The organism is Hymenobacter aquaticus (assembly GCF_004765605.1).
In the GTDB taxonomy this organism is placed as follows: domain Bacteria; phylum Bacteroidota; class Bacteroidia; order Cytophagales; family Hymenobacteraceae; genus Hymenobacter; species Hymenobacter aquaticus.
The window spans coordinates 974,894-985,910 of sequence record NZ_SRLC01000002.1; the positions used below are offsets into that span (position 1 = coordinate 974,894).

The 11,017-nt window shown below is 62.1% G+C and carries 10 protein-coding genes; 8 read left to right on the forward strand and 2 right to left on the reverse strand.

The window, feature by feature from the left end; genetic code table 11:
* Nucleotides 1-27 precede the first annotated feature (27 nt).
* The 3 genes from eno (at nucleotide 28) to E5K00_RS16885 (ending at nucleotide 2,299) form a co-directional block, all read left to right on the forward strand.
* On the forward strand, nucleotides 28-1,299 hold the full coding sequence (gene eno / locus E5K00_RS16875) for a phosphopyruvate hydratase (RefSeq protein ID WP_135464456.1): 1,272 nt from the start codon (nucleotides 28-30) through the stop codon (nucleotides 1,297-1,299).
* 84 nt (nucleotides 1,300-1,383) lie between these two features.
* Nucleotides 1,384-1,698 (forward strand): FtsB family cell division protein, encoded by a 315-nt coding sequence (locus tag E5K00_RS16880; RefSeq protein WP_135464457.1) that lies wholly within the window; start codon nucleotides 1,384-1,386, stop codon nucleotides 1,696-1,698.
* Nucleotides 1,699-1,849: 151 nt separating this feature from the next.
* Nucleotides 1,850-2,299 (forward strand): hypothetical protein, encoded by a 450-nt coding sequence (locus E5K00_RS16885; RefSeq protein WP_135464458.1) that lies wholly within the window; start codon nucleotides 1,850-1,852, stop codon nucleotides 2,297-2,299.
* 9 nt (nucleotides 2,300-2,308) lie between these two features.
* On the opposite strand, the gene E5K00_RS16890 is transcribed toward E5K00_RS16885, so the two are convergent.
* Both E5K00_RS16890 and hscA read right to left on the reverse strand, forming a co-directional pair.
* Nucleotides 2,309-3,511 (reverse strand): anhydro-N-acetylmuramic acid kinase, encoded by a 1,203-nt coding sequence (locus E5K00_RS16890; protein ID WP_135464459.1) that lies wholly within the window; start codon nucleotides 3,509-3,511, stop codon nucleotides 2,309-2,311.
* Nucleotides 3,512-3,670: 159 nt separating this feature from the next.
* Complete coding sequence (gene hscA / locus E5K00_RS16895; RefSeq protein WP_135464460.1) at nucleotides 3,671-5,533, reverse strand: Fe-S protein assembly chaperone HscA; 1,863 nt, start codon at nucleotides 5,531-5,533, stop codon at nucleotides 3,671-3,673.
* Between the two features lie 411 nt (nucleotides 5,534-5,944).
* On the opposite strand from hscA, the gene E5K00_RS16900 reads away from it, so the two are divergent.
* The 5 genes from E5K00_RS16900 to E5K00_RS16920 all read left to right on the forward strand — a co-directional run bounded on the left by E5K00_RS16900 (nucleotide 5,945) and on the right by E5K00_RS16920 (nucleotide 11,017).
* On the forward strand, nucleotides 5,945-8,011 hold the full coding sequence (locus E5K00_RS16900; RefSeq protein ID WP_135464461.1) for a DUF4331 family protein: 2,067 nt from the start codon (nucleotides 5,945-5,947) through the stop codon (nucleotides 8,009-8,011).
* A 165-nt stretch (nucleotides 8,012-8,176) separates the two neighbouring features.
* Entirely contained in the window at nucleotides 8,177-9,502 is a 1,326-nt protein-coding gene (locus tag E5K00_RS16905; protein ID WP_135464462.1) for a tetratricopeptide repeat protein, read from the forward strand.
* An 18-nt stretch (nucleotides 9,503-9,520) separates the two neighbouring features.
* On the forward strand, nucleotides 9,521-10,207 hold the full coding sequence (locus E5K00_RS16910) for a HupE/UreJ family protein (protein WP_245328322.1): 687 nt from the start codon (nucleotides 9,521-9,523) through the stop codon (nucleotides 10,205-10,207).
* A gap of 65 nt (nucleotides 10,208-10,272) precedes the next feature.
* Nucleotides 10,273-10,659, forward strand: coding sequence for a hypothetical protein (locus E5K00_RS16915; protein ID WP_135464463.1), 387 nt, complete (start codon nucleotides 10,273-10,275; stop codon nucleotides 10,657-10,659).
* 130 nt (nucleotides 10,660-10,789) lie between these two features.
* The gene (locus E5K00_RS16920) at nucleotides 10,790-11,017 is read left to right on the forward strand and encodes a hypothetical protein (RefSeq protein WP_135464464.1); all 228 of its coding nucleotides are present in this window, start codon (nucleotides 10,790-10,792) and stop codon (nucleotides 11,015-11,017) included.

Consider the following 11,017-nt stretch of genomic DNA (forward strand, 5'->3'; position numbering starts at 1 on the left):
GATTTCCTCACCACAATCCTTTTCAACATGAGCATTATAGCAGCCATCCACGCCCGGCAGATTTTTGATTCGCGCGGCAATCCAACCGTTGAGGTCGATGTAACCACCGAATCCGGCGTGGTAGGTCGGGCAGCCGTGCCGTCGGGGGCCAGCACGGGCAAGCATGAAGCCGTGGAGCTGCGTGACGACGACAAGAGCAAGTACATGGGCAAGGGCGTGCTCAACGCGGTGGAAAACGTGAACAGCAAGATTGCCGAAGAGCTGATTGGCTTCTCGGTGTTTGAGCAAGGCCTGCTAGACAAGATCATGCTGGAAATCGACGGCACGCCGAACAAGGCTAACCTGGGCGCCAACGCCATTCTGGGCGCTTCGCTGGCCATTGCCCGCGCCGCCGCCCAAGAGGCTGGTATGCCGCTGTACCGCTACGTGGGCGGGGTAGGGGCTACCACGTTGCCCGTACCGATGATGAACATCCTGAACGGCGGCTCGCACGCCGACAACAGCATCGACTTCCAGGAGTTCATGATTATGCCCGTGGGCGCGCCGTCCTTCTCGGAGGCTCTGCGCTGGGGTACAGAGATTTTCCACCACCTCAAGAACGTGCTCAAGAAGCAGGGCTTCAGCACCAACGTGGGCGACGAAGGCGGCTTTGCGCCGAACATCAAGTCGAACGAGGACGCCATTAAGATCGTGCTGCAGGCCATTGAAACGGCCGGCTACAAGCCCGGCGACGACGTGATGATTGCCATGGACGCGGCAGCCTCCGAGTTCTACTCCGATGGCCACTACCACTTCAAGAAGAGCACCGGCGACAAGCTGACTTCGTCGGAGATGGTAAGCTACTGGACCGACTGGACCAAGAAGTACCCCATCATCAGCATTGAGGATGGCATGGACGAGGACGACTGGACCGGCTGGAAAAACCTGACCAACAGCATCGGCGGCACCACCCAGCTGGTGGGCGACGACCTGTTCGTGACCAACGTGAACCGCCTGCAGCGCGGCATCGACGAGCAGATTGCCAACGCCATTCTGATCAAGGTAAACCAGATTGGTACCCTCACCGAAACCATTGATGCCGTAAACCTGGGCCGCCGCAACGGCTACAAGAGCATCATGAGCCACCGCTCGGGCGAGACGGAGGACAACACCATTGCCGACCTGGCCGTGGCCTTGAACACCGGTCAGATCAAGACGGGCTCGGCCTCGCGCTCCGACCGGATGGCCAAGTACAACCAACTGCTGCGCATCGAGGAAGAGCTGGGCGAAATTGCCTACTTCCCCGGCCGCAAGATGTAGCCCCGGGCTGCCACTTTGCTGACGCGTACAATATAAAAGGGCGCGGTCTGGGTACAGACCGCGCCCTTTGCTTTATCTTTGGTTATGCAGTTGCTTCAACTATTTCAGCGGGTGCCGCGCTTTCTGCGCAGCTTCTACTTCCTGACCGGAGCGGGCTTTCTGGTCTGGATGGTCCTATTCGACGCCAACGACCTGCTGAAGCAGTACGATATGTACGCCAAGTGGCGGGAGCTGCAGGCCGAAAAGGAGTATTACCTGAACAACATCGAAATCGTGAAGAAGGACCGCGCCGAGCTGCTCAGCAGCCCGGAGCTGCTGGAAAAATTTGCCCGCGAGAAATACATCATGAAGCGGCCCGGTGAGGACGTGTTTATCCTGGTGCCGCAGCAGGAAGAGTAGCCTCGCAGCAGGTAAGCCTGACAGACCCTGACGCCCAACGGCGGCATTGGCCCGGAAACTTCCGAAGTCGATGCCGCCGTTGCCGTTGTAGGTGCGGGCCATACGTGGCCCCGTATTTGACACGGCGCGGCAAACTGCTCCTTATCTGCTCATGACCAAGTTTCATCTACCCGTTTCGTGGCGCCGCACCGGCTTGCTGCTCGCCGTGCTACTGCTGCTGGCGGTTCCCGGCTCGGCCCGGCCTTCGCAGGTGCAGGTGGCCCGGCAGTTTCTGCTGGCAGTGCTCCGCGGCGACTATACCGCAGCCTACCAGCTGCTGGCGCCCGAGGCCCAGGCTACCCTGAAGGCCGACGGCTTTCGGGCGGCTGCCCGGCCGCTCTACGAGCAAGGGCAGCGCCGCGGCACTCCGTTCGACCTCTACAAATTGGGCTACCGCATTGATGAAGCTAACACGGTGCGCAATTTCTACAGCTTTATGTTCAAGAGCGACACGCTGGCGGCCCGGCCCGTGGTGCAGCTCGACGTGACGTTCCGGGACTCTACGGCCACGCGCATCCTGACCTTCGGCCTGATTCCGGCCCCGCAGACCCCGCGCAAGTAGCCGCTGGTGCTAGCCCGGAAAGGAAATCTTGCCGAGCGAAACGGCGGGCACGGCCTGCGGGCCGTGGCCAATGGGCCGGGCTTCACCCACCAGGGTTTCATTGGCCAGAATGGCGAACAGAACGGCTTCCTTGGCGTCGGGGGCAATGCCCAGCGCGGCGGTGGTAGAGAAGCGGCAGTGGGGCAGCTCACGGCGTAATGCGGCCATCAGCGTAGGATTGTGCATGCCGCCGCCGCTGGCGTAGATGGTAAAGGGCCGCTCGGGGCCGAATGCCTGCCGCACGGCCCGCGCCACGCCGGCCGCGCTGAAAGCGGTGAGGGTCGCCAGTAAATCGGTGGGGGAGAGGCTCTGGGTGCCGCTGGTTCGCTGGGCCGCTTGCACGTAGGCTGGGTTGAACAGCTCCGGCCCCGTCGTTTTGGGAATAGTTGCCGCGAAGAACGGGTGGGCCAGCAACGCCGCCAATAAGGACTGGTTGACCTGGCCCTGGGCCGCCAGAGTGCCGTTTTCGTCGTACTGCGTGCCGGGGTACAGCTCCCGCACGAAGGCATCGAGCAAGGTATTGCCCGGCCCGGTATCGGTGCTGAAAACCTGGGTAGCATCCAGGGTGGCGGCCAGGTAGGTGAAGTTGGCAATGCCGCCTAGGTTGAGCAGGAGCCGGTCTTCGCCGGGCTGGGAGAAAATCAGGTAGTCGCCATACACGGCCAGGGGTGCCCCCTGCCCGCCGGCGGCCACGTGCTTCTGCCGAAAGTCGCTGAGGGTAAGAATGCCGGTGCGCACGGCTAGGTGGTCCCCATCGCCGAGCTGCAGGGTGGCGTTGGGCCAGTCGGGCAGGCCGTGCTGGTGCCGGGGCGCGTGAAACATGGTTTGGCCGTGGCTGGCAATGGCATCGACCTCGGCGGGCTGGATGTGCCACTGCTGCAGGCAGGCCAGCACCATATCGGCGTGCAGGGTGCCCAGCCAGGCGTGGACCAGGGTGAGGTGCTGCAGCTCGACGGTGGGTTGGGCAAACAGGCGCCGGATTTCGCCCCGTACGGCTTCGGAGTAAGGTACCGTGGCAAACTGCTCGACCTGTACCTGCGTGGCGGGCCCGTGGCCGGTAAAGCGGCACAGCGCCACGTCCAGTCCGTCGAGGGAGGTTCCCGACATGAGCCCGATGATGCGCCGCGTCGGTTTCCGGGCTACCGTGAACAGCTGGGTCAGGTTGGTATTCAACGGTGAGATAGTGAATGAGTGACTTGGTGAGTTACTGAAACGTCATGTCGACCGTCGGGAGACATCTGGCGTGCAATAGTATATGATTTACCATTGCACGCGAGATGTCTCCCGGCGGCCGACATGACGTTCTTTTTTTACTGCCTAAAACAGATTCACTTATTCACCGATTTTCTTGCCCGTCATGGCCTGCTTGATGGAAATGTTCATCACCCGCTCGGCAAACGGGCTGGTGAGGCTTTCCAGCTCGTCGACGGCTTTCAGAATCGTGTCCTTGTCGTTGGTTTCCAGCGACTCGCGCAGCACCTGGGTCTGGGCGGCGGTGTGGGTTATTTCTTCTTCGGTCAGATACTGGGAGTTTTTCTCCACGAACCGCTCGACCTGGTAGAGCATCTGCTTGGCGACGGTGCGGGCTTCGATTACCATGCGGGCCGCCACGTCTTCGCGGGCGTGCGTGAGCGAGTCCATCAGCATCTGCTCTACCTGCTCGTCGGTGAGGCCATACTGGGGCTTGATTTCCACGACCTGCCGGGTGTTGGAGCGCAGCTCAATGGCCTCGACCTGCAGAATCCCGTCGGCGTTGAGCAGGAAGTTCACGTCGACCTTGGGCAAGCCGGCGGGCATGGCCGGAATGCCGCGCAGGTCGAACTCGGCCAGCTTACGGTTTTCCTTCACCAAGTCCCGCTCGCCCTGGTACACCGAGATTTTCAGGTTTACCTGCCCATCCACGGAAGTGGTGTACTGGCGGCCGGCCTTGGTCGGAATCTTGGAGTTGCGCGGAATAATCGGGTCCATCAGCCCGCCCAGGGTTTCGATGCCCAGCGTGAGCGGGGTCACGTCGAGCAGGAGCACGTCGCGGCGGTTGCCGGCCAGGATGTCGGCCTGAATGGCGGCGCCCAGGGCTACTACTTCGTCCGGGTTGAGCGAGTTATTGGCCGGCTGCTGGAAAAACTCCGACACCGAGTCGTAAACCAGCGGCACGCGCGTCGAGCCGCCCACGAGCAGCACGGCATTCAGGTCGGCGGGCGTGAGCTGGGCATCGGCCAGGGCCCGGCGGCAGGAGTCGATGGTACGCTCCACGAACGGCCGGATCAGCTCGTTGAATTTCTCCTTGGTCAGCGGCAGGTTGGTTTCGCTGAACTCGGCGGCAAACGCGTCGTTGTCGCTCAGGTGGCGCTTGGCCTGCTCGGCCAGCAGCCGCAATTCCTGCTGGGCCTGCGGATTGTTATACAATACCGCCGCCAGCTGGTACTCACTGGTCCAGTAGTCGGTAATGGCGCGGTCGAGGTCGTCGCCGCCCAGGTAGGTGTCGCCGTTGGTGCTGAGCACTTCGAAAATGCCCTGCTGAATGCGCAGAATACTGATGTCGAAGGTGCCGCCGCCCAGGTCGTACACGGCCACGGTTTTTTCCTCGTCGGGGCTCAGGCCGATGCCGTAGGCCAGGGCCGCCGCGGTGGGCTCGTTCACGATGCGCAGCACTTCCAGGCCGGCCAGGCGGCCCGCGTCGCGCGTGGCCTGGCGCTGGGAGTCGTTGAAGTAGGCCGGCACGGTAATCACGGCGCGGTTGACGGGCGTTTTCAGAGCGTGCTCGGCGCGGGTGCGCAGTTCCTTCAGGATTTCGGCCGACAGCTCGATGGGGGAGTAGAACCGGTCGGCCACCCGGATTTTAACCAGGCCCTCGGAGTTGTCGTCGATGACCTTGTAGCCCAGCTGCGTGGCGTGCTCGCCCAGGTCGCGGTACGACTTGCCCAGCAGGCGCTTCACCGAGTAAATCGTGTTCTGGGGCTCAGTGAGCAGATATTGCTTGGCCTCGGTGCCCACGATGGGGTCGGGCGAGTCGGTGGGGAAGTGCACTACCGAGGGCACGATGGTGCCCCGGCCCTGGTCGTTGATGGCCAGCGGGTGGCGGCTGTCGGGGTGAATGTAGGCCACCAGGCTGTTGGTGGTGCCCAGGTCAATTCCGACAATGATTTCTTCCTGCTGAATGCTCCCCGTAGAGAGGTTGATTGCGACTTTGGCCATGGGGTAAATAAATCGGCGCGCCGGGGCGCGGAATAAGCGAAACGAGAAGGTGAAGTACGGCTACGCTCACCTACGAAGCAGGGGCAAAAGTAGCGAAGAAATGCGGCTGAGGCAGGATAACAAACCGTGGGTAGAATTGGCCTTGGGGCCGGGTCCATTTTTTGTGAAAAAAGTTCCATCAGAATCAATCCAAGCGCGCGGGTAGTTCCGTATGGTGTGATAGTCCCGGCCCTGTTCTGCATTCCTATTGCCGACCACCGCTCATGCCGCTCTGTTCTATCCCGGCCGGGCTACTACTCTTCCTGCGTTAGCGCCCGGTCTGGTGCGCGTTTCTCTCCTGCTTCCTTTCAAAAATGCCTCCCGGTATGCCGGGAGGAGTGTATCCTATTTCTTTCACCCAACCACTTCATCATGAAGAAGACCTTTACCCGTCCGCTATTCCATATGGGACTAGCGGCTACTGCCATTGTAGGCGCCCTGGCCTGGAGCGGGCAAAACACCCGCATTGAAGCATCCAGCCACCGCGAGGCCCCCTTGATTGCCGACGACCCGTTGGCCGACAACACCGACCTGTACGCCTTCCGGGACCCCAACAACCCGGAGCTGATCAACATCATTGCCAACTACATTCCGCTGGAGCTGCCCCAGGGTGGTCCCATCTACAACACGTTTGGGGAAAACATACGCTACGAGATTCACATCAAGAACAAAACGACCTCGACGGGCGACGACCTGACGTATCGTTTCACGTTCACCAAAATTAACGAGGACGCCACCACGTTTTTCCGCACCCGCCTGGGCAAGGAAAACCAGAAAACCACCTACACGGCCGAGCTGAGCGTGAATGGTGGGGCCTTCACGCCCATCGTAACCGGGGGCATCGTGCCGCCGCCCAACATTGGTCCCCGCTCCATTGAAGGTGCCGCCGGCCTGGCCACGCCCTACAATACGCTCATGACCAACGCCATCCGGACGCTGGCCAACGGTACCAAAGTATTCTGCGGCCCAGTGGATGATCCGTTCTTCGTGGACCTGGGCGGTATTTTTGACTTGGGTGGCGTGCGCCAGACCGGGGCCCGCGACGGGGTAGCCCGCAAAAACACGCACACCATTGCCCTGCAAATCCCGATTTCGGTGCTGCAGAAAGACGGCAAGACCGGTGCGCAGGCCGCCAACATCCTGGATTCGGACTACATCATCGGCGTGTGGGCCTCGGCCAGCCGCCAGGCCATCCGGACGCTGAACACGGACGGTACCCAGACGCACTCGGGCAACTACGTGCAGGTGTCGCGCCTGGGCATGCCCCTGACCAACGAAGTTGTGATTCCCATTGGTCAGAAAGACGAGTGGAACGCGGTGAGCCCCTACGGTGCCATTGCCAAGTTCGACGAAAACGCCATGAACCCCGAGCTGGCGCTGTACATGGATGACAGCCGCTTCGGTGGAGCCGTGCCCGGCCTGGGTGCCCTGCGCATTCAGAGCAACTCTCTTCAGGCCTTCGACTTCCGCAACGGGAAGGACGGCCTGGCCAACCTGACGGCCGCCCAGCGTGCCGGTACCGTGTTTGCCGACCCTACGTTTGGTCCTTACCTGCTGCGCGCCGGTAAGCCCCGCTCGGTCGACATTCTGCCCATCTTCCACACCGGGGTGCCCAACCTGCCTCCGTACCAGCTGGCTACCGGCAAACCTGCCCGCAACCCGCTGGCTGCCGGCAAGCCCTTCATCAACAACTTCCTGCCCACGCTGGGCGACATGCTGCGCCTGAACATGGCCGTGCCCGCTACGCCGCGCACCCTGGCCAACGGCCAGCCTAACCCCGACTTCAGCTCGGAAGGCCTGCTGGCCGCCGCCGTGCTGGGTCTGACCGACTCGCGCTTCAATGGCAGCGCCGCGCTGCAGTCTATTCCGAACATGGACGGCTTCCCGAACGGCCGCCGTCTGGAAGACGACGTGACCCGCATCGAGCTGCAAGCCGTGGGTGGCGTGGTACTGGCCGCCATCGGCCTGTTCTACGACGACTACTCGGCTACGGCCACCAGCCCGCTCACCCCGCAGCTGCTGGGCGTAGTAGGGTTCAAAACGGGGGTAGAAGCCAACGATACGACGTTCAAAGCCGCTTTCCCCTACATGCAGACGCCTTGGCGCGGCACCAAAACCCAGCCGACGGTTACGTCGCAACGGGCCGCCGTGGGCATGGGCCTGATGGCCTCGCCGGTGGAAGTAGCCCAGAACTACCCCAACCCCTTCACCGACAAAACCACGATTCACTACGAAGTGGGCGTGAAAGGTCCGCTGACCATTGTGGTGAGCGACATGATGGGCCGCCACGTAACGACGCTGGTCAACAACAAGGAGCACAAGCCCGGTACGTATGAGCTGCCCTGGAAAGTGCAGAACCTGGCCGCCGGTACCTACATTGCCACGGTAAAATCGGGCGAAACGGTGCTGCAATCCATCAAGCTGGTGCATACCAACTAAGGACAACTGCCTACCGTGAAACCCAGGAGCGGGGCCCGCTCTGGTCCTGGGTTTCAAGCGGTAGTCATTCAGGTAGCCGGACCCGGGTGAGTTCGGCTACCTTGCTGGTAATTCAAGAGCCTGGCCCGCGGGCCGGGCTCTTTTCCCACTTTTAGCCCTGCTACTTTGCGTAAATACTTATACCCGATTCTGCTGGTTTGCTTTGGCGCCGCCGTGGCCGCGCTGTTCTTTTTCCGCAAGCCCGAACCCATTCCGACCCTGAAGGAGCGCCACGGCGACCTGGCTTTGGGCGGCGAATGGCTGAATACCAAAAATGCCATTGGCGGGCTGCTGGCCCAGCTGCGGGCCAAGCCCGACGACAACAAAGCCAAGCTGCTGCTGGCCCAGGCCTACATGCAGGAAGCCCGCGTCACCGGCGACCATCCGTACTACGACATGGCCGCCATGCAGCTGCTCGACGGCGTGCTGCGGCAGGAGCCCCAGAACTTCGAGGCCCTGTGCTGCAAGGCTTCGCTGTGTCTGACCCAGCACCACTTTTCCGAAGGGCTGGCCGTGGCCGAGCAGGCCGTGGCCCTGAACCCGCACAACGCCTTCGTGTACGGCTTGCTCTGCGACGCCAACGTGGAGCTGGGCCGCTACCCCGAAGCCGTGAAAATGGCCGACAAAATGAACCAGGTGCGCCCCGACCTCCGCTCGTACTCCCGCGTGTCGTACCTGCGCGAAATCCACGGCGACTACCCCGGAGCCATTGAGGCGATGGATATGGCCGTGAAAGCCGGCTACCCCGGCCTGGAGCAAACCGAATGGTCGCGCATCACGCTGGGCCACCTCTACGAGAATACCGGCAACCTGGCGCAGGCCGAGCAGCAGTACCAGCTGGCCCTGGTGCAGCGCCCCTATTACGCCTACGCGCTGGCCGGCCTGGGCCGGGTGGAAAAAGCCCGCCAGAACTACCCCGCCGCCATCGACTACTTCCGCAAGGCCCGCGCCACGGTGCAGGACTACGCCTTTGCCGACGAGCTGACCGACCTGTACCGCCTCAACCACGAGCCGGCCAAAGCGGCCCAAATGGCGAAGGAAGCCATAACCATGCTGGCCGACGACGCCAAAGAAGCCGACGACAACGAGCAGATGGGCCACTACGCCGACCGGGAGCTGGCCTATGCTTACCTGAAAACCAACGAGGTGGACAAGGCGTTGGCCCACGCCAAAATCGAGTATGAGCGCCGCCCCGACAACATCGACGTGTGCGAAACCCTGGCCTGGGTGCACTACAAGCGCGGCGAGTACAAAGAGGCCCAAAAGCTGATGGACATGGCCCTGCGCACCAACTCGCAAAACCCCACGCTGCTGTGCCGCGCCGGCCTGATTGCCTCCAAAAACGGGCAGGCCGCCAAAGGCCAGGCCCTGATTAGGAAGGCGCTGACGACGAATCCCTACCTGAGCTTCGATCTGGCCGACGAGGGCAAGAAGCTGCTGGCCCTCAACTAGGCCCGCCGGCCGCGAAGAATGAAGGCATTGCGCGAAAACCGCCGAAACCTGGTGCCCGGGGCCCTGTTGCTCCTGGCCGGGCTGCTGCTGCCCCAGCTGGCGGCGGCCCACGTGCTGGATGTGGACGTGAGCAAACTCTCGCGCACCGACATCATCAGCACCTATCTCAAGCTGGGCTACACCCACATTCTGCCCCTCGGCCTCGACCATATCCTGTTCGTGCTGAGTATTTTTTTCCTGGAGCCCCGCCTCAAGCCCGTGCTCTGGCAGGCGACGGCCTTCACCGTGGCGCACTCCATTACGCTGGGCCTGGCCATGTACGGGCTGATTTCGCCGCCCGCTTCCATCGTCGAGCCCATTATTGCCCTGTCGATTCTGTTTGTGGCCATCGAGAATATCCTGGCCGATAAGCTCAACCCCTGGCGGGTGGCCATCGTGTTCGGCTTCGGCCTGATTCACGGTATGGGCTTCGCCAGCGTGCTGACCGGGCTTGGGCTGCCGCGCACCATGTTTGTCGAGTCGCTGATTTCCTTCAACGTGGGCGTGGAGCTGGGGCAGGTGACGGTGATTCTGCTGGCCTGGCTGCTGGTGGGCCGCTGGTTTGCCGATAAGCCCTGGTACAAGCAGCGTGTGGTGGTGCCCGTCTCGGTGCTCATTGGCCTGGTGGCCGCTTACTGGACGGTAGAGCGGGTGTTTTTCGCGTAGATCCGGACCCCTAAGCGTCACACCGGACAATTCTTACTTACTAATTCTCAATTACTCATTCACAAATGCTGCGCTCCTGGCTCGTGCTGCTCTTGCTCGCCAACTACCTGCTGGTAGTGGGAGCCGGCCTCGTGAACCGGCCGCAGCCCCCGCGCTACTCGGCGGCCCACCCCTACGTGCACAGCGCCGACTGCCAGCAGAAGCACTACCTGCTCGTCGACTGCTTCGATAGGTGCAACGGCGACCAGGACGTGGTACAAAAGCGGACCGCAACGGAAAATGCCGCGCACCTGCTCTCCATCATCAAGGGCATCGACGTGCATTGCTTGAGCGAAGCACTCGTCCTTACCCCAATTCATTATGCCGGCCAGGTGGCCGTATCCGTTGCTGAAACGCCGGCCCTGCACGCCGGCTTTCAGGCCGATTTTTACCCTCCTCCCCGTCGGGGATAAGCCGTGAGGCCCTTATCGGGGCCGTTTGCCGCGCGTCGAAGTATTCCGCGCGGCTCTTGTCTTATCCTTTTTAATCTGCCGCCGGCCGGGCTCTGGATGCCCGGTAGGCCGCGCTGCTTTTCCCCGACGCATGTTCGTTACTACTTTCTCGTCCTTGCCGCTGGCTGCTGCCTCCGGCTCCACGCCATTTGTCCGGCTGCCTGCCGTGAGTGCTGCGCTGGCGGCTTCTGCCAGTCAGCCTACGCTGGCCGTGAAGCAAGCCTACAAGTCCCGCGAATTGGCCAGCCAGGCCGCGCACCGCGCTCAGGTGTTGGCCCGCCGCCGCACCAGCATTCCCACTTCCGCTAAGCGCTGGTAG